This window comes from Saccharopolyspora sp. NPDC000995, from assembly GCF_053599315.1.
In genome coordinates, this window is the sequence record NZ_JBSFLZ010000084.1 from 1 (window position 1) to 20,838 (window position 20,838).

The following is a 20,838-nucleotide window of genomic DNA, read 5'->3' on the forward strand; positions in this document are numbered from 1 at the left end:
GATCTGATGCCGCCCGGCCTCAGCCAACCCCAGATCCCGGACAGCGAACTCCAGGCCGTTGACCTTCTGCAACTCGACGCTCATAACAACCTTTCCCTTGCGAAACTATTTATTCGGGCACGACCATCCAAAGTGGAACACCCGGACCGTCCGACAACGCGTGTGCTCGGGCATGTGCGCGCCAACCGCGGTGCCCCCAGACGGATTCGAAGTGGCCCGGCTTCAAGCGGACATCGCACGCGAAGGACCGCTCCGGGGCCGGAATCTCAAGCCACTCATCAAAAAAGGCACCTCCCGTAGGAGGCGCCCTTACCGTGATCCTTGAGCCGCCTGCTGAGCGTGGCGGACGAAACGTCCGTTGCAGCGCCTCTCAGCCCGCGGTTGCGCCGTGTCGGCGCATCATGTCGGTCAAACCCGGCGTAACCACATTCTGGAACCGCCCCAAGTGTTTGTCAACACCGCTCAAGCCCACCCCAGCACATGCGCAAAAGCGCACGCCAGTCCGAGTTCGAACACAAGCCACCGAACAGTACCAGGCCACATCGGCCACATCGCCCACGGTCACGCCCCACCGACCCCACTACGCCCCTGCGGCACCCTCGACCAGAGCACCTGGGAGCAAGCCATGGCCAGTCTCCGGTGGCCTAGACTGCGGGCGATGGCGCACATAGGCACCTCCCATACCCGGTTGGTCGTGCTCCGCGGCCCGTCTGGCTCCGGCAAGTCCACCACCGCGAAGGCGCTCCGCGCACGGCTGGGACCCAGCGTCGCACTGGTCGAACAGGACTACCTGCGCCGCATCGTGCTCAAGGAACCCGACATCCCCTGCGGGGCGAACATCGGGCTGATCTCGAACACCACTCGCTACGCGCTGGAACACGGGTGGAACGTAATCCTCGACGGCATCTTCAGCTCCAAGCGCTACACCGGCATACTCGACGAACTCCGCCGGGATCACCTCCGGACGACCCACTTCTACTACTTCGACGTCTCCTGGGACGAAACCGTCCGACGACACCGCACCCGCCCGAAGGCCGACGAATTCACGGTCGAGCAGATGCGCGACTGGTACCGCCCGCGCGACCTCCTCGGCTTCCCGGGCGAGCGGATCATCCGGGAAAGCTCCACCCTCCCGGAAACCGTTGGACGCATCCTCGGTGAAGCCTTCCCGTAATCGGGCTGAGTCGGCTTTCCAGCCTGCGGCGCAGGCGGATCGGTCGACGGTGGTTCTCCGGTGATCTCCGCGCAGGTCAGGCCGCCTGTCAAGCCTAGGGTCCCGGAGAGGATCAGTGCCCCGCGCTCTGAGTTACTTCGGCGCAGCGCACCGGGTGGCCTACTACGAGCAGCGGTGCCCGCTGAGACGATGTTCCGCGTAGGCAAGGACATGGGACACCGACGAGGAATCCGCCAGGGAGCTAAAGAAACTCCTGACTTGATCCGAGAAGTCCAAATTGGACGTTGATGGGATAGCATCGAGATTCGCCAGCGAATTGTTCACTCACCGGGAAAGATCGAAGGCAAGGCGGGCGAGGCCCAGCGCGCGCAAGCCGCCCTGGAATCGGCGGCCAACGCCATCCAGCAACAGCGCGAGGCGCATCAGAAGGCAGCCGACAAGCTGCTGAGCAACTGGGAGAGCAAGGCTACGGATGGTTTCCAGAAGAAGGCGACGAGGTTCGACCAGGACCTCACCGCGACCGCAGCGGCCAGCGCCAAGGGCGCCAAGATCGTTGCCGAGGTCACCAAGGCCCTGGACTGCCGGCACAGCGCGGTCGGGTCGCTCGCCGAGGACTTCATCACCAAGGCAGGACAGGTCATCCATGCCGCGATGGCCGTTGCCGGTGTCGCGACACCGGCGGGGCTGATGCGGGCGGTGGCCGAGGTCACCGACCTCGCGGGCGGATACATCAAGCAATCCGGCGGCGAGCCCAAGGACGCCCGCGACGAGATGGCAGAGGCGGTTGATGGACGAACGCAGCACCGACGACCTGATCGAGATCGCCGAGGGATGCCCCGGACGAACGGGCTCGCCGCGGACTTGGACGCCGTTCGCGGAACCGCGCGCGGTGAAGGCGTTTCGCTGGCGGTGGACTTGCAGAGAATGCTGGTCGGACTCGAACTCGACGACCGGGTGCTCGCGCGGGGGCCCGCGGGCCTGGCCGCGGAGATCTCCCCGCTGAGCAACGAAGCCGGCACGAACTCCCTGTGGCAAGGCATGCCCACCGGCTGCGGTGCGGAAGTCGCGGCCGCGGTCGGCGACTACTTGATCAGCATCGATGGCCAAGCCGAGCAGCCCGCGCCGGAACCGCCCTGCACCACTGCGGACTTCGACCTCAGCGCGGGATGGACGTGTGCTTGAACTCGTTGAGGTCGGTCCAGCCGGTCAGCAGGTCCACCACGCGCTCGACGGCCTTGATCGACGCCGCCGGGTCCGCGCCCTGCGGCGCGCGGTTCATCAGCCGGACGAACACGGCCTGGTCGTCGGCGATGAAGGTCGGCACGCCCCAAACGTTGTGCGAGGCCACGAACTCCTCGTGCTCGGATCGGACCTTCTCCAGCGCGGTGCCGTCGTCGATGCGGGCGAACACCGCGTCGGCGGGAACCCCAAGGTCGGCGAGAACGCGTTCGACGACCGAGCGGTCCTCCAGGTGCAGTCCGGCGTCGTGCCTAGCTTCGAACAGGGCCCGGTGCACTGCGGGGAACCGGTCCGGGAACTCGTCCCGAACTACCACCCCGGCCTGCAGGGCGACGATTCCGCTGTCCTGATCCGGCTTCTCCCAGACGCTGGGCTGGCCTTCTTCGACGTGCGCCTGGCCCAGGGAGAACGGCAGGTACCGGACTTGCCAGTCGGCTCCGCCTGCCTGGCCAGTGAGCAGGTGCTCGTGCGCGTTGCGGGCGAACGGGCAGCGGTAATCCCAGGTGACGGCGAATGCAGTAATCATCTTCGGGTCAACATCCTTGTCCTGCTTGGTTCCCCAAAACCGGAGGAACGGGTCAGGCTTGGCAGTACGAATCCGAGGAGGCGTCGCCGCCCTGGAGGCGCACCTGGTGGACCCGCCGCCCGCGGAATTCGTCGCCGCGCGGGAAGAAGCGCTCGTCCACCGACAGGCCACCGCCGGCGTCCGGATCGGTGTCGATCTTGGCGAACCACGCGCCGACGCCGTCGGGGTAGAACTGGTCGTCCCACGATCCGTACAACGAGTTCGTCAGGTAGATGCGCCGACCGTCGCGGCTGACCTCCACCATCTGCACCCCGCCCGCCAGCGGCTCGTCCGGCACGGCCGGGTGCGGGACGCGCCCGGTGATCCCGCCGAGGCGCACCGACCCGGTCTCGCGGGGGTGCGCCGGATCGCTGACGTCGTACTGCTTCAGCTCGCCGGTGCCCCAGCAAGAGACGTAGAGGAACCGGTCGTCGACGGACAGGTTGATGTCGGTGACCAGCGGGGGTACCGCCCCGAAGGGCTTCAGCGCATGCGGGAGCTCGTCGGCGGGGGCGGGCTCGGCGGGGACGCTGATCACCTTCTCCGCCTGCCAGTCGCCGCCTTCGCGGTGCCAGCGCCAGACCGACGCGGACAGGTCCTCGGTGCTGATGACCACGCCGGCGAAGCCCCAGGTGGCGCCGGGATCATGCGACGGCCGCAGCTCCAGCACCATCTGGTGCTGCGCGCCGAGGTCGACGCGCTGGAGGTGGCGCCCCTCGGCCAGGTCCCAGAAGTGCAGGGCGTGGCCGTACTCGTTGTTCAGCAGCAGCTCCGGGACGACGCCGTCGTCGATCATCGAGGGTGTGCCCCACTCACTGGTGATCAGGGTGTTCTGGTTGAGATGCCACCAGGCGTCGTAGGCCAGCTGCTGCGGTCCCCGGTCGGTTTCCCACGCGCGCACGACGTCGAACGTGTCGTGATCGAGCACCGCGATCCCGCCGGGCCCGTCGGCCCCGTCTGCACCACCGAGGCAGGACAGGTAGATCCCGTCCGGACCGCAGTGCAGCGTGTGCGGCCGGGAGTAGCCGGCCTTCGCCGCGAGTTCGCCGGCCGCCACGGTCCGCACCAGCCTCGGCTGCCTCGGATCTGGGTGGGTGTCGTAGATGTGGATGTTCGACGACCGCAGTCCGGGAAGCAGCAGGTAGCGGCGCTGCAGGCCGTCGGTGTGGTGGCCGGCGTGGGCGAACGCGCTGCTGCACGCGTTCCAACCGAAGTGGTGCAGTTCGTCGCCCCGGGTCGGCAGATCGGCCCAGCCGACCAACTTGCCGTAGGTCGCCGATTCCGGGTCGGTGTCCACGACGGTGAGCGCGTCCGGCTGGTCACCGGTCCGGTCGAACGCGACGACGTAGGCCAGTCGTTCGGCGGGCGCGGCGATGGCTTCGCCCGGGCTGCGGTAGAAAGTTGGATCGAGCTCGTGTTCGGTTGGAGAACTCATCTCGTCCCCTCGACATAACGGCTTCACTACTCAGCGTCTCGAATGCACAGCGGAACGTCGAAGCCTTCCACATCGTAAGAACGGTACGCGTGCGGTTCAAGCGGGTTGGTAGGTCAGGCAGTCCACGATGTCCTGCTCGTAGCCGACGGAGATACCGGGTGCCTGGCATTCGAGGTGGTCGTTGTACCGGCAGTCGGACATCTTGCACGCGCCCACGTGGCCGACCACGTCGGGCACGCCTCCCTCGACCGCAGCGGTGCAGAACGTGTCGCACTGCGCGCGGAGCGGATCGCCGATGGTGATGGCTAGGGCATGGCAGTTCTGGCCGTGGTTGAACGCGCAGTTATCGGCGGTGCACTTGTTCACCAGAGGCATTTCCATGATTCCCACCTGATTTCGTCGGCAACAACCGCCATGATGGGCTGCGCGCGGCGGCCCGGCATCACATCCGGCGGGTGCCGAAGTCAGCCGTCGGCCCGGCGCTGCCGACGCAGCAAGAAGCGCTGGGCATGAGGCGGTCGTCGTCGCCCTCTCAGCACTGCACGATTTGTCCGGATAGGTCTATCGATGAAAATGAGACCGTTCAACACCAGCCACCGGTCATGCCGCAGCTCGTCGTGGACCACCCGCCGCACCACCCCCTGGCCCTGACCGACCCGGATGCGCACGCCGCAGCCTCACAGGCGTGACACCGGTTCGCGCAGGGCGGTTGCCGCGTCGGCGGCGTTGATCGCAGCGTCCACAGTGGATGCATAGGTGAAACGCTCGGTGACATCGAGTATTCCCAGCAGGCGGTCGACGATCTGGTTCCGGGAGACCAACATCAGGTTCGCCTGGCGCATCAGGGCGCGGTGCGCGGCTTCCATCAGCACCACGACCCCGTCGGTGGACAGGAATGACAGTCCGGAGAGGTCCAAGACCGCGCTTCGGGTGCCGGCCGTCAGGTGCGCGCGGACTGCCTCGGCGAATTGCGTAGCGCTGCTCATGTCCAGGATTCCGGCCGCTTCGATGACGACGACACCGGGTACCGGGCGCGTGGTGCGCAGGCTCAGCTTCTCGGCTGCGGGCGTGAGGTCTTCTGGGCTGCGTTCGGTACGCGGCGCGGGAACTGCGGTCCGGCCGAACTCGGCGAAAGACATGTGCGGCCTCCCCTGTGCTTCGGGATTCGGGCGGTCGGCCACGTCGCGGGAGTCCGCGGCAGGCCGACTCCCACGCTACGGCGGAAACCGAGATCACCAGGGAAGATGACATTTCGCGCGCATCACAACACGAAGGGTGCCAAACCTCCGGCTCGCCCCACGATCGGGTGACAGGAGCCGTCACTCGCAGCGAGCGCCGATGCGGCTACCTCGAACCGCCCGCGACCTGCGGAGCCGACGCGTCGTTCCCGCTACTTCCGATGTCCTCGCGCTTGAGGAAGTCCTCCACGTCGAACAGGTTTCCGTCGGCCCGGTCCAGGACGCTGAGCAGCGTCGACAGCTGCGAGACCGCATCGACCTGTTCGGCCAGGAACCAGCGCATGAACTGCTCACCCAGGTAGTCGCCATCCGCGCGAACTGTCCGGGTCAACGCGGCGACCTCGGCGGTCGCCGACCGCTCCTGCGCCACGGCGAGCGCGACGAGCTCCCGCGGCTGGGTGAAGTCGTTGCGCACCGTCGGAACGTCCGGTATCTCCACCTTGATGTTGCTGTCCATCATGTACTGCATGATCCGCAGCGCGTCGTCGCGCTTCTTCGACGAGCGCCGGTAGAAATACGTCGCCATGCGGGGCAGATCCCGCTGGTCGAACCAGACCGCGATCGCCAGGTACTGCTGCGCGGCGCCGAGCTCCTTGCCCACCTGCGCTTCCAGGAGGTTCTGGGTGCGCGATGTGCGGGGGTCGATCTTCTTCACGCTACTGGTCATGGGCGCCAACGCTAGAACGCACCACGATCGGCTACCCGGCACTCGCCACGATTCGAGCCGATCGAGCGATGCCCGGCACGACGGGCCACTGGATTCACCTCCGAGTGCGGCGGGTGGGAGTCGCGGTGGCGGGGTCTTCCGGCCACGGGTGCTTCGGGTAGCGACCGCGGAGTTCCGCGCGCACCTGCTGGTACCCGTTGCGCCAGAACGAGCCGAGGTCGGCCGTGACCGCGGCCGGACGCCCTGCCGGGGACAGCAGGTGCAGCACGACCGGAACCCGGCCGTCGGCGATGCGGGGCACGTCCCGCCAGCCGAAGACCTCCTGCAGCTTCACGGGCAGTGCGGGGCGGTTGTCCTGGTACTCCACCTTGATGTGGGAACCGGACGGGACCTCGATCCGATCCGGTGCGAGCTCGTCCAGGCGACCCGCCGCCGACCAGGGGATCAGCCGTCGCAATGCGACGCCCGCCGGAATCCGGAGATCGGCCCGCCGCCGGGCCGACGAGAGTTCCGGCTCCAACCAGTGGTCCACCGCGGACAGAAGCGCTTCGTCGTCGGTGACGGGCCAGGGATCGCCGAGCGCGGCGTGCAGGAACCCGAGCCGCTGGCGCAGCCGCCGCGCATCCTCGTTCCAGGACAGCAGTTCTAGCCCCTCGGCACGCAGACCCGCCAGCAGCGCCTCCCGGACTTCGGCGGGTTCCGGGTCGCGGATCGGCCGCTGGCTCAGGACGATCGCGCCGAGCCGCTCGATCCGGACCGCGCGCACATCGCCGTCGGCCCAACCGATCTCGTCGCTGGTGGTCACCAGGGCGGGCGCCGCGCTCCGGGCCAGCTCCTCGTCTGCCGGTGCGGCCATGCGGACGGTGCCGCAAGCGCTGCCAGGGGCCCGGTCGGCGACAGCCACAGCAAGCCATTCCGAGCCGCGCAATCCGGAGTTGCCAGGCAACTCCACCGCCGTGCCGGACGCCATCAGGTACACCGCCGAGTCCGCTCCCCGGCGCCTCGCGAGCCGCTCGGGCTGCGCAAGCGCAACGACCAGGGCCGCATCGTCGCGATCGGAGGTTCCGGGGTGCGGCTGGACCGACGCACGCAGCCTTCGGACCTCGCGGCGCCACCGATCGCTGCCCGGCGCGCCCCGCCGCAATCGGGAAAGTGCGGTTGTCACGTCGATTTCGTTGGTCAGGGCATCGTTGTCGAGGAGGGCGACGACCTCGGTGGCGATGTCCGCACCCGCCAGTTCGCGGCCGTCGAGCAAGGCCCGTGCCAGCCGCGGATGCAGGCCGAGTTCGGCCATCTGGCGGCCCCGATCGGTCACCGTGCCGGAGGGTTCCAACGCACCGAGCCGGCGCAGCACCTCCCGGCCCGCCGCAAGCGCACCGGCGGGCGGTTCGTCCCACCACGTCAGCGCCGACCCGTCAGGCGTTCCCCAGCACGCCAGTTCCAGGGCCAGCCGGGTCAGGTCCGCCATCCGGATCTCCGGTTCCGGGTAGGCAGGCAGCGTGCTGTGCTCGTGCTCCGGCCAGCACCGATACACCACGCCCGGCCCCTGCCGACCGGCGCGGCCCGCCCGCTGCTCGGCCACCGCCGCCGACACCCGAACCGTGACCAGCCCGGCCAGGCCGCGCCTGTTGTCCACCCGCGACACCCGGGAGAGGCCCGAATCCACGACGGCGCGCACCCCGGGCACGGTCAGGCTCGATTCCGCGACTGCCGTCGCCAGCACCACCCGGCGCCGCTTCCCCACCCGCAGCGCCGAATCCTGCTGCGCGTGGCTAAGCCGCCCATGCAGCGGCAGAACGTCCACATCGGACCCATCGAGTTGGCTCGCAACGCGGCGGATTTCGGCGGCCCCAGGCAGGAACGCCAACACATCGCCGTCCTGCTCGGCCAGCGCGGTGTGCACCGCCCGCGCCACGCAAGACTCGATCCGCTCGTCCCGCGCCGGCGCCAGGTACGCGGTTCGGACCGGGTGCGTACGCGCGTGCGCCTCCAGGACCGGGGCGGCGCCGAGCAGTTCCGCCGCCCGGCCGGCCGCCACCGTGGCCGAGGTCGCCAGCACCTGGAGATCCTGCCGCAGACCGTCCCGCGCATCCAGCAGCAACGACAGGAGGAGATCCGCGTCGAGATGCCGCTCGTGGCATTCATCGAGCATCACCACGTCGACCCCGGACAGCTCGGGGTCGGCTTGCAGCCGCCGCACCAACAGGCCGGAGGTCACCACCTCGACGACCGTTTCCGCACCACGACGGCGCTCGCCCCGAACCGAGTACCCCACGCGCTGCCCGACCTTTTCGCCGAGCAGGCTCGCCATTCGCTCCGCCGCGGCCCGGGTCGCCAACCGCCGCGGCTCGGCGACCACGACGCGCAGGCCCTGCTCGGCAAGCGCCAACGGGACCAACGTCGTCTTCCCGGTGCCTGGCGGAGCCACCAGCACCGCCGCGCCGTGCACGGAAAGAGCACGGGTGACGTCGTCGAGCACGGAACGCACAGGAAGATCGGGGAAGTCAAGCATAACGGCCCTATCCTGCCATCCCGACCAGCCGACGCCCGATGCCCGCTCGCCCCAGCATCGCGCCTTGGGCAGCGCATTGTTCAACAACGGCGCCGCACCTCGTTAAGGGCGATTTCACGCGAAATCGCCGGGGCATCTGGGCTTTCGGAGCACCCCATCGTGCTCGTAGGAGCCGACACCCGTTGTTGACCGTCGGCAAGCCGCAGCCCAGGTCGATGAACTGGTCGATGCCGGCTTCCTGGACGAGGTAGCGCACAGCGTGGTAGAACAACTGCCGGTTCTTCTGGGCAATGTCCACGCAATTGGGGGCACTCGACCAGCGTACCGAGGATGAACTCGCGATCCACCTCGAAAGTTCTCCTTGCTGCCCAGCATCCAGCCGTAGGCGCGGGCGGAGGTCGGCTTGTCCCGCGGGAGCAGGACCCCGGCCCCCGTGCCGTCCGAGTTCATCGAAGGTCCAACATCGCCTCGGGCACCGTGCAATTCGTAGAACCACGACCTCAGGCTGCTCATCAACAACAACTTCGCCCTCAATGCCAAGCTCGACTGTTCCTCGGCCACACCTTCGTGTTCGTCGCGGTCGTCGACAGGACGGCGGTCGCGGGCGGGATCGGCGGCGGGCTCGGGGACTTCGCCATCACCTACGGCTACCAGCACTTCGAGTGGGACATCACCGCGATCGCGGTGCTGATCATCATCGCGCTGGTGCAGGCGACCCAGTACCTGGGCAACGTGTGGTCCCGCAAGGCACTGCGCAGCTGATGGAGCCGGGCTCGTGATCAACCGCGTGGGCGTTCCCCCCGGTCCCGTCCGGAGCGAACGCCCACCGGCGCTGGCGGGGCGTCGCTGTCCAGGCGATCCGCGATGAGGTCCAGCAGCGATTCGACTTCCGCCTGGTCGTAGCCGGCGCCGCCTACGGGCTGCTCGCGGAAGACGACGGCCTGCACGTCCTTCGAGGTCAACGTGTCGGTGCCGCGCAGGGTCGCGGCGACGCGGTCCAGGAAGTCGTCGACCTGAGCCTCGTCGTAGCCGCACTTGCCTGCCGTCGAACCGCTGAGCACCACGCTGCCGATCGCCTCCGACGTGAGCTGGGGTATCTCCGGTCCTACCGGGCCTGGGAAGGCGCGGCCGATCGGGATGCGCTGCGTCGGAAGGTCCCCCTGTTGTGGTGTCATGTTCTTGATGATCGTGGAGACCATGACGAGGAAGGCGAAGACGCTGGCCTCCTGGTAACCCGGTTGGCCCGGCCCGGGAGGGTTGAACCGGACGCCCAGCACGTCCTGCGCGGTGAGGTTGTCGGCGCCGCGGAGTGTGGCTTCGACGCGGTCCACGAACGCGTCGACTTCAACCTTGTCCAGCGCAAACTGCGACGTCGCGTGGCCGTCGAAGCCCTCGACGCCCGGTGGCATGAGCTCAGCGGCCCGCTGCACCGGTTCGGGCTGCGGCGCCGCCACAGCCCGGTCGACGCGCCGGAGGACAGTTTTCCGCTCGCTCGCCGCGCCGCTCCCCCGCTGCCCGCGGCGCTGCGACTCCCGCACATCCAGCTTCATCAGGGTCAGCGCGATCTGGTCCAGGAACTCGGCGACCTGGGTCTTCTTGTAGGCCCGGCCAGGTTTGCCTGGGCTGAACCGGGCGGTCAGCACGTCGCGCACGGTCACCAGCCGTTTCCCTCGCAGCGTCGCCTCGACGCGTTCGAGGAACTCATCGACCTCTGCCTCGTCGAAGCCGCGGTTGCGCCGCCACGTCCTGGCGAACGCAACGTTGTGCACGTCGTCGGGGGTGAGCATTCCTCGTGCCTCCAGGGCATGCCGCGTCCACTTCTCGGACGCTTGCCCGGCGTGCCACGCCTGAGCCCCCGACCCGCCCGTTCTGCGCGAACAGCTTGCCCAAGGCCGGGCGCGAGATCAAGCCCTCCGGCCACCCCGGAAATTGGGCGTTCGCCCGCGCTACGCCGCGTGCCCGTCCGACTTCAGACAGTGCGCCCAGCAGGCGCGTCCGAATGGCCCAGGTCCCACCCCGCTGGATCATCCAGTTAGGACTGCTGGCCCGCCATGCGCCGACGAGCCAAGATGGGGGGTACCGCACGACATCGGAGGGCGCGATGACCGACAACACCTGTGAGCGGCCAAAGATCCAGCGATCGCCCAAACGGGTGCGGGCCTACCTCCGCGGCCGACTGGTCGCGGACACCCGGGGTCCGATGCTCGTTTGGGAGCGCCCCTACTACCCGACCTACTACCTACCGGCGGAGGACGTCCAGGCGAAGCTGCGCCAGACCGGTGAAACACGCCACATCGACCGCGTTGGGGACGGTGACGTGCACGACGTGCTGATCGATGGAACCGTCGCCGAGGGCGCAGCCGTCCGGTTCCCGGACTCCTCCGCGGCGCCGGGCCTGGTGCGGCTCGAGTGGGGCGCGATGGACGAGTGGTTCGAGGAGGACGAGCCCGTGTACGTCCACGCCCGCGACCCGTACAAGCGGGTCGACGTCCTGGCCAGCTCGCGGCATGTCACAGTGCGGATCGGCGGCGTCGTCGTGGCCGACTCGCACCGCCCGCACGTCCTGTTCGAGACCGGGCTGCCGCCGCGCTACTACCTCCCGCTGACCGACGTCCGGGCCGACTTGCTGCGGCCATCGGAGCGGCGAACCCAATGCCCGTACAAAGGAACCGCGACGTACTGGAACGCGGTGATCGACGGCACCGAACACGCCGACATCGTTTGGACCTACCGGACGCCGCTCCCGGAAAGCCAGAAGATCGCCGGTCTCGCCTGCTTCTACGACGAGCGGGTGGAGATCACCATCGACGACGAACTTCAGCAGCAGCCGCGCACCCCGTTCTCCTGACAGTCCATCGTGGACGGTTTCCGGAAAATCGCTTCCACACCGCGATGGCAAGATCATACGGCGCGCGGATCACCGCAGCTGCGGCAAGACATCGGCCGCCAGGCGTTCGGTCTGCTCGGCGTGGTCGAACATCGGGCTGAGCAGGATGCGCTGCGCGCCGGCGGCTTCTACCTCGCGCAACGCCCGCACGCAGTCCTCCGGTGTTCCGGCGACCGCGGCGGACTCGATGGTCGCGGAACGTCTGCCGTAAAGCCTTGCCAGCGCCGCGTTCATCCGCTCCCGCCCTCGCTCGGGAGATTCGTCGATCGCGACGTAGACGCGTTTGGCGATCGGGAACTCGGCCGAGTCCCGCTCCTGCTCGGCGAGCGCGGCCACCACGGTGCGGACCTGCTCGGCGAACTGCGCGGTGGGCGACGATCCGGCACCGAAGAAGCCGTTGCCGTGCCGTACCGCGCGGCGCAGCGCCGCCGGGCTGCTGCCGCCGAACCAGATCGGTGGATGCGGTTTCTGGAATGGCTTGGGCTCCATCGCGGCGTCTTCGAGCTGCCAGAAGCGACCGTCGAAGGTCACCCGGGGCTGGGTCCACAGCTGCTTCATCAGCTCCAGGCCTTCGGTGAACCGGCCGGCGATACGCTCGGGATCGACGCCGAACGCGGCGAACATCCGGCCCTTGCCGCCCGTGCCGACGCCGATTTCGAGGCGACCCCGGGACATCTGGTCCAGCGTGCTCAGACTCTTCGCGAGGTGCACGGGGTTGTGCAGGGTGGTCACCAGCACCGCGCAGCCCAGCCGCAGCCGGTCGGTGCAGGCCGCCGCGAAGGTCATCGTCTCGATCGGGCTCAGCTGAGGCATCGTGCCCAGCACCTGCTCCTGGGTCCACGCGCTTTCGAAGCCGAGTTCCTCGACGCGCTTCAGGTGCGCCGCGAAGCCGGGAGCGTCGAACTCGCCGTCGGCGAAGAACTGCGGGATCGAGATCGCGAAGCTCATGCGTCGATCGTATCGGCGCCCCAATCCACCGGCAGCCCCTCACCACGCAGCGCTCAGTTCTTGTCATACACGCATCGGGGATCCCGGAGTCGAGAAGGCCCCTGAGGTTCCGCCATTTGCACCGCTTCACAAAACGAGCCCAGTGATGGTTGCTCAGCGGCTGATGTTGAGCGCGATCTTGCCCCGGACGTGGCCGGTCTGGTTCAGCCGCAGCGCCTCGGCCGCTCGTTCCAGCGGGAAGACCTCGGCGATTGGCACGGACAGCTTTCCTGCATCGACGAGATCGGCGAGCACCTGCAGGTCGTCGCCTTCGGGGCGAACCCAGGCGTAGGTCCCGCCCGCGTCCGCGACGGAGGCGTCGGCGATCGAGCCGTGGCGCCCGCCGCTGCGCAGGACCGCCTGCGTGACCGGCAGGGCTCCCCCGACGAAGTCGGCAACCACGTCGACGCCGTCCGGCGCCAACGCGCGCACGCGCTCGACCAGGCCCTCGCCGTAGACGACCGGCTCGACGCCGAGCGACCGGAGGAACTCGTGGTTGCGCTCCGAGGCGGTGCCGATCACGCGCGCGCCCTTGGCCAGCGCGATCTGCGAACCGAGCACCCCGACTCCCCCTGCGGCGGCGTGGATCAGCACGATGTCATCGGATTGGGTGCCGAGCCGGGTGAGCAGTTGGTAGGCGGTCAGCCCCGCCAACGGGAGCCCCGCGGCCTGGTCCCAGTTCGCGGCGGCCGGTTTCCGCGCCACCGACCGTGCCGGGACCGGGATGAACTCCGCGTATGTCCCGTCGTGGACGAAGTCCTTGCGCGCGTACGCGATGACCTCCTCGCCGGGCAGGAACTCCGGTGTATCAAGCCCTACCGACTCGACCACCCCTGCGACGTCCCAGCCCGGCACCACCGGGAAGAACGTCTGCATCGCGCCGTCGAGGTACCCCGCCATCACCTTCCAGTCCACCGGGTTCACCGCGGCGCTGCGCACCCTGATCAGCACCTCGCCCGGCGCCACCTTCGGCATCGGCAGCTCGACGAGTTCGAGGACCTCCGGATCACCGTACTGCTGGTAGCTCATCGCCCTCATTTGACATCCAAGGATCGCTGGGACACAACATCAGCATGAGCGCTCCCGGCGCAAGCGGCCCGCCGGAGGGAACGGACCTGGTGAGGAGCACCCGCGCCCAGCATGTTGGTGCCGGTGGCCCCCGCACCCGACCCAGTCAACGGGGCGTGACGCCGTGCTGGATCTCGTCCAGGATGCCGTCAAGGGCGGCGTCGATGCTGGTTTTCAGGGGCATGCCGCTGGCCGCCAGGCTGGCGAAGCCGTGCAGGCCGGCGAACACGAGAGGCCGACGCCCTCAGTTCCGCCGTCGTGCACGTCACCGCTGCGCTGACCGTCCGCGATGACCGCGAGCATCAACGTTCTCAGTTGGTGGCACGCCGCGACCAGCTCGTCCGAGGCATCCGGCGCGTGCTTGCGGACGAACATCAGCTCGATCAGGTCCGAATCGTGCACCGCGAAGTGGACGTAAGCCCGGGCCAATCGCGGCCAGCCTGCGGCGGAACGGGCCCTCAGCGGCCGCGGCCGCGTCGAGCTCGGCGGTCAGGCGCTCGAACCCGCGCAGTGCGAACGCGTTCAGCAGCGCCCGCTTGTCCATGAAATCCCGTCGCGGCGCGGCGCGGCTGACGCCGATGTCCCGCGCGAGTTCCCGCAGAGACAGGGCATCGACCCCGCCGCTGTGTGGTGGCGGCAGAGTCCAGCAACGCGGCGCGAAGGGCCCCGTGGGGCCAAACCGATTCAGCGCGGTTTAGCAACCTCCGAGTGTGATGTATACGTAGACCTCGGGCAGTCCCCGAGCCGCTTCGGGGACTTACGCTGTCCACGTCATACATCGCTGCGCCCGCGGCGCACCCGGCAAGCACTGCACGGCAGCGTGTGAACGTCGATCAAGACAGGAGTTGCAACTTGAGCGAGCCGACGTACTACGCCCCCGCGGGCGGCCTGCCGTCGCAGACCACGCTGGTGACCGACCGGGCGGTCGTGAAGGAGGCGTACACCGTCATCCCTCGTGGCGTGCTTCGCGACATCGTCACCAGCAACCTGCCCGGGTGGGACGGCACCCGCGCGTGGATCCTCGCCAAACCGATCGCCGGGTTCGCCACCACGTTCGCGCAGTACATCGTCGAGGTCTCGCCCGGCGGTGGCAGCACCGAGCCGGAACCGGAGAGCGGCGTCGAGTCGGTGCTGTTCCTGCTCACCGGCACGCTGAACGTCGTCATCGAGGGCGAGAAGCACGTCCTCACCGCGGGCGGGTACGCGTACCTCCCGGCGGGCGGCAGTTGGTCGGTGGCCAACGAGTCCGACGCAGCGGCGACCTTCCAATGGGTCCGCAAGGCCTACGAGCCGGTGGCGGGCTACCCGAACCCGAACGCGTTCGCCGTTCAGGAGCAGGACATCGAGCCGACGTCGATGCCCGACACCAACGGTGCGTGGGCCACCACTCGGTTCGTCGACCCGAACGACCTCTCGCACGACATGCACGTCAACATCGTGACGTTCGAGCCCGGCGCGGTGATCCCGTTCGCCGAGACGCACGTGATGGAGCACGGCCTCTACGTCCTCGAAGGCAAGGCGGTGTACCGCCTCAACGACGACTGGGTGGAGGTCGAGGCCGGTGACTTCATGTGGCTGCGAGCCTTCTGCCCGCAGGCCTGCTACGCGGGTGGTCCGGGCAAGTTCCGTTACCTGCTCTACAAGGACGTGAACCGGCAGATCAAGCTGACCTGACGCCCCTCGCAGGCACGGTGCAGCGGTGGCCCGGCGGATTCCGCCGGGCCACGCTCGATCGCACTGGTGCAGCGCCCGGGCGCAGAGTAGAACGAGGGTGTCGGACCCGGCGCCGGCGAGCAGGCGTACGGGCAACGCCACGCGGGAGGCGCCCGTGACTCCGAGTCAACAACCTTCGGGGTTCCTGCCGATCGCCGACCACGGGTTGATCGGCGACTTGCGCAGCGTGGCGCTGGTGGGCACCAACGGCACGATCGACTGGTACTGCTGCGGCCGCTTCGACGGTCCGAGCGTCTTCGCCGCCATCCTCGACGCCGACCGGGGCGGCTCGTTCGAACTCGCGGCCGACGTGCCCGCGCGGACCAAGCAGTTCTACTTCCCGGACACCAACGTGCTGATCACCCGGTTCTTCGCCGAGGATGGCGTCGGCGAGATCCAGGACTTCATGCCGATCGTCGACGACTCGCGCGAGGCCGGCCGGCACCGGCTGATCCGCCGGGTGGTGTGCGTACGGGGGTCGCTGCCGTTCCGCGCCCGGGTGGCCCCTCGGTTCGACTACGCCACATGTTCGCACACCCTGCGCATCGAGGGCGGCCACGCGATCTTCGAGTCGGAGTCGCTATCCCTGGCGCTGACCGCGAGCGTGCCGGTCGAGCTTGATGGGACGGACGTTTGGTCGGCGTTCAAGCTGCACGAGGGTGAGGTCGCGGTGTTCGCCCTCGACCAGGTCGGCGGCGAGGTGATGCCGCGGACGTGCCCGCTCGGCGAAGCCGAACGCGAGTTCGACGCCACGGTGCGGTTCTGGCGGCAGTGGCTGTCCGCGTCCCGCTACCGCGGTCGGTGGCGGGAGATGGTGCACCGATCCGCGCTGACGCTGAAGCTGCTCACCTACGCTCCGACCGGCGCGATCGTGGCCGCGCCGACGACGAGCCTGCCGGAAAGCATCGGCGGCGCGCGGAACTGGGACTACCGCTACGTGTGGATCCGCGACGCCGCGTTCTGCGTGTACGCCCTGCTGCGGCTGGGGTTCACCGCAGAGGCCGAGGCGTTCATGGGGTTCCTGTCCGAGCACGTCGACCTCCGCCACTGCGACTCGTCAGGACCGTTGCAGATCATGTACGGCATCGATGGGCGCAGCGAACTGCCCGAACGCGAAATCTCCCACCTCAGCGGCTACCTGGGCTCCGCCCCCGTGCGCGTCGGCAACGCCGCCGTCCACCAGTTCCAACTGGACATTTACGGGGCGCTGATCGACTCGATCTACCTCTACGACAAGTGGGGTGCGCCGATCTCCAGCGAGCGCTGGGACGAAGTGGTCGACGTGGTGAACTGGGTCTGCGCCAACTGGGACCGCTCCGACGAGGGCGTCTGGGAAACCCGCGGCGGACGCAAGAACTTCCTGTACTCGCGGCTGATGTGCTGGGTGGCGATCGAACGCGCCATGCGGCTGGCCAACCACCGGGGTCTGCCCGCCGACATCCCGCGATGGCGGCAGGCCCGCGACACGATCTACCGGCAGATCATGAAGCGCGGCTGGTCGGATAAAAGGCACGCGTTCGTCCAGCACGAGGACGACGACGTGCTCGACGCCGCGGTGCTCATGATGCCGCTGGCCAAGTTCGTCTCCCCGACGGACCCGAAGTGGCTGTCCACGCTCGACGCGCTGGGCGAGCACCTGGTGTCGGACTCGCTGGTTTACCGCTACGACCCGCAGGCCAGCCCGGACGGGCTGCCGGGCACCGAGGGCACGTTCTCGATCTGCTCGTTCTGGTACGTCGAGGCACTGACCCGCGCCGGACGCCTCGAAGAAGCCCGGCTGGCCTTCGAGAAGATGCTCACCTACGCAAACCACCTCGGCCTCTACGCGGAGGAGATCGGCCACACCGGCGAGCAGCTGGGCAACTTCCCCCAGGCGTTCACGCACCTCGCCCTGATCAGCGCCGCCTTCAACCTCGACCGAGCCCTCGGCTGACGCAGCCGGCCGATGCCACCGGCGCAGGGCACCTGTGGCGAACGATAATGTGCCCGCATGCAGCTCGTTTCCTTGCACGATGTCGATCTCGACACCCTGCGCGCCGTTGTCGACGATCGCTCATACGCGCGTGGTGTGCGGTACGCCGAGCAGCACGCGGTCGTGCGGATGCACTGGGACGATCCAGAAAACGCCCTCGCCGGCACCGTGCACGGCCAAAACGGCGATTTCTACCAGACAGTGGCTTACTTCCGCGCGCTCGGCGGCGCGTCTCTCGGGTTCGCGAAAGGCGAGTGCGACTGTCCGGTCTCGTTCAACTGCAAGCACGTGGTCGCTCTTGTGCTGACCGCGACGCAGGAAGGAAAGAAGCGCCCGGTCGCGGTGCGTCCGGCGCGGCCGGCTCAGAAGAAGAAACAACCGAGCGCACGTCGAGAGCAGGCAGACAACTGGGAACGGGTCCTGGGCGCACTACTCGAACCCAAGACGACCAGACCGACGTATCGTGCTGATGCGTTGCCGGTGGCGATCGAACTTTCCGTGCAGCAGCCCCCGGCATTCGGCCGGGCGGCGGCTCCGGCACCCAGGTTGATGGCTCGGCTTGTGCGGCCGGGCAGGTCCGGCTGGGTCGCCGGAAACCTGAGCTGGTCCAAAATGGGATCGCCGCATTACTACAACGGCGAATACCTGGACTCGCACCTGCGGGTGTTGCAGGAGCTGTACGCCTTCTACCAGGCGAGCTCGCGCCATTCGAGCTACTACGGCGAGGTCAAGACCATCGACCTATCCGAATTCGGCTCCCGACAGTTGTGGCCGCTGCTGGACGAAGCCGAGGCGGTCGGGCTGCGGCTGGTGCACGCGCGCAAGGTGCTCGGCGATGTCGCGCGCTATGCCGGCGAGCTCTGTCTGGACGCCAGGGAGCACGACGGCACGCTGGCGGTCGCCCCCGCGTTGCACATCGACGGCGAGATCACCGACGCCGTGCCGATCCTGTTCATCGGCCGCGAGGGGCATGGCGCGGTATGCGTCGACCGCGCACGGCTTCGAGGCGACGTCGAGCTCGGCCAGGTCCAGCTTCGCCTTGTCAAGCTCGTAAGAGGCGTGCCGCAACAGCTCCGGCAAATGGTGCGCAGCGGCCAGCGACTGGAAATCCCAACCGCCGAAAGCGCCCGGTTCAGCCAGGAGTACTACCCTCGGCTGCGCCACCTGGCACCGATCATCTCCACCGATGAGTCGTTCACCCCACCAGCGATCTCGGATCCCATGCTCGTGCTGCGTGCCAACTACCGCACTAGGCATAATCTAAAACTCAGCTGGGAGTGGGCCTACGACATCGGTGAGGTGCAGCGACGCGCGCCGCTGGCCGCGGAACAGACGGGTGCCGCGGGCTATCGCGACTTGGTCGCCGAGCGCGAAGTGCTCACCGGGCTCAAGGCGCCGCTGGACCAATTCGGTCTGCGCAGCGATGATCCCGAGCCCGGCCGCAGCGGTCCCGCCGCGCTCAACAACACCGAGCTCGACGCCATCGACACCATGCGGTTCACTACCGAGTTGTTACCGCTGCTTGACGACCAGCCGGGCGTTGCCGTCGAGATCAGCGGGGAGCCAGCCGACTACCGCGAGGTAAGCGACTCGCTGCAGATCGGCGTGGCGACCCACGGCGTTTCCGGCGAAACAGACTGGTTCGACCTTGGTGTGAGCATCAGGATCGCGGGAACGGAGGTGCCGTTCGCCCAGGTTTTCTCGGCTCTGGCGATGGACCAGACGCACCTGTTGCTCGATGATGGAGCGTACTTCTCGCTGCAGAAGCCCGAGTTGCAGACGCTGTACAGGCTGATCGAGGAAGCGCGCACGCTGCACGATTCACCAGGAGAAACGCTGCGGATCAGCCGCTTCCAGGCTGGGCTGTGGGATGAGTTTGCCGCACTCGGTGTCGTCGACGGCCAGGCGACCGCCTGGCACAAGCAGGTGCAGGGCCTGTTGTCGCTCGGGTCGCTGGATTCGCCCGATCTTCCCGCTACGCTCGCGGCCCGACTGCGCCCGTACCAGCGGGACGGCTTCGAATGGCTGGCGTTTCTGTGGCAGCACCGCCTCGGCGGCATCCTCGCGGATGACATGGGGCTCGGCAAGACCGTGCAGTCGTTGGCATTGATGTGCCACGCCAAGGACACCGAACCGGACGGCGGGCCCTTCCTCATCGTGGCGCCGACTAGCGTGGTGTCGAACTGGGCGACCGAGGCGGACCGATTCGCCCCTGGCCTGACGACCGTGCCGATCACCGAGACCCGGCAGCGCCGGGGACAGAGCCTCGACGCGGCCATCGAAAGCGCCGATGTGGTGATCACGTCATACGCGTTGTTCCGCATCGATTTCGACGAATACCACGCGCTGCCGTGGGCCGGGCTGATCCTGGACGAAGCCCAGTTCGTCAAGAACCACCAGTCGAAGATCTACCAATGCGCCCGGCGCCTGCCCGCCGAGTTCAAACTCGCGGTCACCGGAACGCCGATGGAGAACAATCTGATGGAGCTGTGGTCGCTGTTGTCGATCACCTCGCCCGGGTTGTTTCCGAACCCGACGAAATTCCGTCACTACTACGGGACTCCAATCGAGAAGCAGGCCGACACCGAACTGCTCGCTCAACTTCGGCGACGAGTAAGACCACTGGTCAAGCGCCGCACCAAGGAACAGGTCGTCGCCGATCTCCCGGAAAAGCAGGAGCAGGTCCTAAACGTCGACCTGCATCCGCGGCACCGCAAGCTCTACCAGACCCACCTGCAACGAGAGCGGCAAAAGGTGCTCGGTCTGATCGACGACATGAACAAGCACAGGTTCACCATTCTCCGTTCGCTGACGTTGTTGCGTCAGCTCAGCCTGCACGCCGGGCTCGTTGACGACGAGCACCGGGACATGCCCTCCGCCAAGCTCGACACGCTGATCGATCAACTCCGGGACGTGGCCGCCGGTGGACACCGTGCACTGGTATTCAGCCAGTTCACCGGATTTTTGGATACGGTGCGCGCCCGGCTGGCGACCGAAGGACTGGACTACTGCTACCTCGACGGAAAGACCCGGGCCAGGGCATCGGTGCTCAAGCGCTTCAAGGAAGGATCGGCCCCGGTTTTCGTCATCAGCCTGAAAGCTGGCGGGTTCGGGCTGAACCTGACCGAGGCTGACTACTGCTTCCTGCTCGACCCGTGGTGGAATCCCGCGACCGAGGCGCAGGCGGTGGACCGGACCCACCGCATCGGGCAGACGCGGAACGTCATGGTGTACCGGCTGATCGCCAGGGACACCATCGAAGAGAAGGTGGTGGCGCTCAAAGCCCGCAAGAGCGAATTGTTCGCCGGCATGATGGACGAGGGCAATCTGTTCGGTGCTGGCCTGAACGCAGAAGACATCCGCGAACTGCTCACCTAGCCG

General features: G+C 67.9%; 19 protein-coding genes. 7 read left to right on the forward strand and 12 right to left on the reverse strand.

Annotated elements, in window-relative coordinates:
- Window positions 1-625: 625 nt before the first annotated feature.
- Complete coding sequence (locus ACWDKQ_RS24100; RefSeq protein ID WP_450141018.1) at window positions 626-1,174, forward strand: AAA family ATPase; 549 nt, start codon at window positions 626-628, stop codon at window positions 1,172-1,174.
- 324 nt (window positions 1,175-1,498) lie between these two features.
- On the opposite strand, the gene ACWDKQ_RS24105 is transcribed toward ACWDKQ_RS24100, so the two are convergent.
- On the reverse strand, window positions 1,499-1,819 hold the full coding sequence (locus ACWDKQ_RS24105; protein ID WP_450141019.1) for a hypothetical protein: 321 nt from the start codon (window positions 1,817-1,819) through the stop codon (window positions 1,499-1,501).
- A gap of 6 nt (window positions 1,820-1,825) precedes the next feature.
- On the opposite strand from ACWDKQ_RS24105, the gene ACWDKQ_RS24110 reads away from it, so the two are divergent.
- Window positions 1,826-2,356, forward strand: coding sequence for a hypothetical protein (locus tag ACWDKQ_RS24110; RefSeq protein WP_450141020.1), 531 nt, complete (start codon window positions 1,826-1,828; stop codon window positions 2,354-2,356).
- Here ACWDKQ_RS24110 and ACWDKQ_RS24115 read toward each other — a convergent pair.
- From ACWDKQ_RS24115 to ACWDKQ_RS24145, 7 genes are all read right to left on the reverse strand, one after another.
- Window positions 2,331-2,939: a DsbA family oxidoreductase gene (locus tag ACWDKQ_RS24115; protein WP_450141021.1), complete on the reverse strand. Its 609-nt coding sequence runs from the start codon at window positions 2,937-2,939 to the stop codon at window positions 2,331-2,333. The two genes, ACWDKQ_RS24110 and ACWDKQ_RS24115, sit on opposite strands and share 26 nt — an antisense overlap.
- Before the next feature lie 52 nt (window positions 2,940-2,991).
- Window positions 2,992-4,413, reverse strand: a complete 1,422-nt coding sequence (locus ACWDKQ_RS24120; protein WP_450141022.1) for a selenium-binding protein SBP56-related protein — start codon at window positions 4,411-4,413, stop codon at window positions 2,992-2,994.
- Window positions 4,414-4,509: 96 nt separating this feature from the next.
- Window positions 4,510-4,794 (reverse strand): DUF1540 domain-containing protein, encoded by a 285-nt coding sequence (locus tag ACWDKQ_RS24125; RefSeq protein WP_450141023.1) that lies wholly within the window; start codon window positions 4,792-4,794, stop codon window positions 4,510-4,512.
- A gap of 296 nt (window positions 4,795-5,090) precedes the next feature.
- Complete coding sequence (locus ACWDKQ_RS24130) at window positions 5,091-5,552, reverse strand: STAS domain-containing protein (protein WP_450141024.1); 462 nt, start codon at window positions 5,550-5,552, stop codon at window positions 5,091-5,093.
- 205 nt (window positions 5,553-5,757) lie between these two features.
- Window positions 5,758-6,318: a ferritin gene (locus ACWDKQ_RS24135; RefSeq protein ID WP_450141025.1), complete on the reverse strand. Its 561-nt coding sequence runs from the start codon at window positions 6,316-6,318 to the stop codon at window positions 5,758-5,760.
- 94 nt (window positions 6,319-6,412) lie between these two features.
- Window positions 6,413-8,830: an ATP-dependent helicase HrpB gene (hrpB, locus tag ACWDKQ_RS24140; protein WP_450141026.1), complete on the reverse strand. Its 2,418-nt coding sequence runs from the start codon at window positions 8,828-8,830 to the stop codon at window positions 6,413-6,415.
- Window positions 8,831-8,837: 7 nt separating this feature from the next.
- Window positions 8,838-9,326, reverse strand: coding sequence for an SAM-dependent methyltransferase (locus ACWDKQ_RS24145; RefSeq protein WP_450141027.1), 489 nt, complete (start codon window positions 9,324-9,326; stop codon window positions 8,838-8,840).
- A gap of 71 nt (window positions 9,327-9,397) precedes the next feature.
- Between ACWDKQ_RS24145 and ACWDKQ_RS24150 the strand changes: the two genes are divergently transcribed.
- Window positions 9,398-9,592: a hypothetical protein gene (locus tag ACWDKQ_RS24150; protein ID WP_450141028.1), complete on the forward strand. Its 195-nt coding sequence runs from the start codon at window positions 9,398-9,400 to the stop codon at window positions 9,590-9,592.
- A gap of 17 nt (window positions 9,593-9,609) precedes the next feature.
- Here the strand turns inward: ACWDKQ_RS24150 and ACWDKQ_RS24155 are convergent, their stop codons facing one another.
- Complete coding sequence (locus tag ACWDKQ_RS24155; RefSeq protein WP_450141029.1) at window positions 9,610-10,617, reverse strand: DivIVA domain-containing protein; 1,008 nt, start codon at window positions 10,615-10,617, stop codon at window positions 9,610-9,612.
- 314 nt (window positions 10,618-10,931) lie between these two features.
- Here ACWDKQ_RS24155 and ACWDKQ_RS24160 point away from each other — a divergent pair, with 314 nt between their 5' ends.
- A complete protein-coding gene (locus ACWDKQ_RS24160) occupies window positions 10,932-11,678 on the forward strand; it encodes a DUF427 domain-containing protein (RefSeq protein WP_450141030.1) in 747 nt (248 codons plus the stop codon).
- A 69-nt stretch (window positions 11,679-11,747) separates the two neighbouring features.
- Here the strand turns inward: ACWDKQ_RS24160 and ACWDKQ_RS24165 are convergent, their stop codons facing one another.
- From ACWDKQ_RS24165 to ACWDKQ_RS24175, 3 genes are all read right to left on the reverse strand, one after another.
- On the reverse strand, window positions 11,748-12,665 hold the full coding sequence (locus ACWDKQ_RS24165) for an LLM class flavin-dependent oxidoreductase (protein WP_450141031.1): 918 nt from the start codon (window positions 12,663-12,665) through the stop codon (window positions 11,748-11,750).
- Window positions 12,666-12,818: 153 nt separating this feature from the next.
- Window positions 12,819-13,742: an NADP-dependent oxidoreductase gene (locus tag ACWDKQ_RS24170; RefSeq protein WP_450141032.1), complete on the reverse strand. Its 924-nt coding sequence runs from the start codon at window positions 13,740-13,742 to the stop codon at window positions 12,819-12,821.
- Between the two features lie 136 nt (window positions 13,743-13,878).
- Complete coding sequence (locus tag ACWDKQ_RS24175) at window positions 13,879-14,001, reverse strand: hypothetical protein (protein ID WP_450141033.1); 123 nt, start codon at window positions 13,999-14,001, stop codon at window positions 13,879-13,881.
- A 623-nt stretch (window positions 14,002-14,624) separates the two neighbouring features.
- On the opposite strand from ACWDKQ_RS24175, the gene ACWDKQ_RS24180 reads away from it, so the two are divergent.
- The 3 genes from ACWDKQ_RS24180 (at window position 14,625) to ACWDKQ_RS24190 (ending at window position 20,835) form a co-directional block, all read left to right on the forward strand.
- A complete protein-coding gene (locus tag ACWDKQ_RS24180; protein ID WP_450141034.1) occupies window positions 14,625-15,446 on the forward strand; it encodes a bifunctional allantoicase/(S)-ureidoglycine aminohydrolase in 822 nt (273 codons plus the stop codon).
- 154 nt (window positions 15,447-15,600) lie between these two features.
- Window positions 15,601-17,418, forward strand: coding sequence for a glycoside hydrolase family 15 protein (locus tag ACWDKQ_RS24185; RefSeq protein WP_450141035.1), 1,818 nt, complete (start codon window positions 15,601-15,603; stop codon window positions 17,416-17,418).
- Window positions 17,419-17,475: 57 nt separating this feature from the next.
- Window positions 17,476-20,835 carry a DEAD/DEAH box helicase gene (locus tag ACWDKQ_RS24190; protein ID WP_450141036.1) on the forward strand — a complete coding sequence of 1,120 codons (3,360 nt, stop codon included), beginning with the start codon at window positions 17,476-17,478 and terminating at the stop codon, window positions 20,833-20,835.
- The last annotated feature ends 3 nt before the right edge of the window (window positions 20,836-20,838 follow it).

Bases quoted from the DNA above. Each gene is read 5' to 3' on its own strand.
- ACWDKQ_RS24165 (WP_450141031.1), bottom strand. From the start codon at position 12,665: ATGAGCTTCGCGATCTCGATCCCGCAGTTCTTCGCCGACGGCGAGTTC.
- ACWDKQ_RS24110 (WP_450141020.1), top strand. From the start codon at position 1,826: ATGGCCGTTGCCGGTGTCGCGACACCGGCGGGGCTGATGCGGGCGGTG.
- ACWDKQ_RS24120 (WP_450141022.1), bottom strand. From the start codon at position 4,413: ATGAGTTCTCCAACCGAACACGAGCTCGATCCAACTTTCTACCGCAGC.
- ACWDKQ_RS24155 (WP_450141029.1), bottom strand. From the start codon at position 10,617: ATGCTCACCCCCGACGACGTGCACAACGTTGCGTTCGCCAGGACGTGG.
- ACWDKQ_RS24160 (WP_450141030.1), top strand. From the start codon at position 10,932: ATGACCGACAACACCTGTGAGCGGCCAAAGATCCAGCGATCGCCCAAA.
- ACWDKQ_RS24190 (WP_450141036.1), top strand. From the start codon at position 17,476: ATGCAGCTCGTTTCCTTGCACGATGTCGATCTCGACACCCTGCGCGCC.
- hrpB (WP_450141026.1), bottom strand. From the start codon at position 8,830: ATGCTTGACTTCCCCGATCTTCCTGTGCGTTCCGTGCTCGACGACGTC.
- ACWDKQ_RS24100 (WP_450141018.1), top strand. From the start codon at position 626: ATGGCCAGTCTCCGGTGGCCTAGACTGCGGGCGATGGCGCACATAGGC.
- ACWDKQ_RS24170 (WP_450141032.1), bottom strand. From the start codon at position 13,742: ATGAGGGCGATGAGCTACCAGCAGTACGGTGATCCGGAGGTCCTCGAA.
- ACWDKQ_RS24115 (WP_450141021.1), bottom strand. From the start codon at position 2,939: ATGATTACTGCATTCGCCGTCACCTGGGATTACCGCTGCCCGTTCGCC.
- ACWDKQ_RS24125 (WP_450141023.1), bottom strand. From the start codon at position 4,794: ATGGAAATGCCTCTGGTGAACAAGTGCACCGCCGATAACTGCGCGTTC.
- ACWDKQ_RS24135 (WP_450141025.1), bottom strand. From the start codon at position 6,318: ATGACCAGTAGCGTGAAGAAGATCGACCCCCGCACATCGCGCACCCAG.
- ACWDKQ_RS24130 (WP_450141024.1), bottom strand. From the start codon at position 5,552: ATGTCTTTCGCCGAGTTCGGCCGGACCGCAGTTCCCGCGCCGCGTACC.
- ACWDKQ_RS24105 (WP_450141019.1), bottom strand. From the start codon at position 1,819: ATGGATGACCTGTCCTGCCTTGGTGATGAAGTCCTCGGCGAGCGACCC.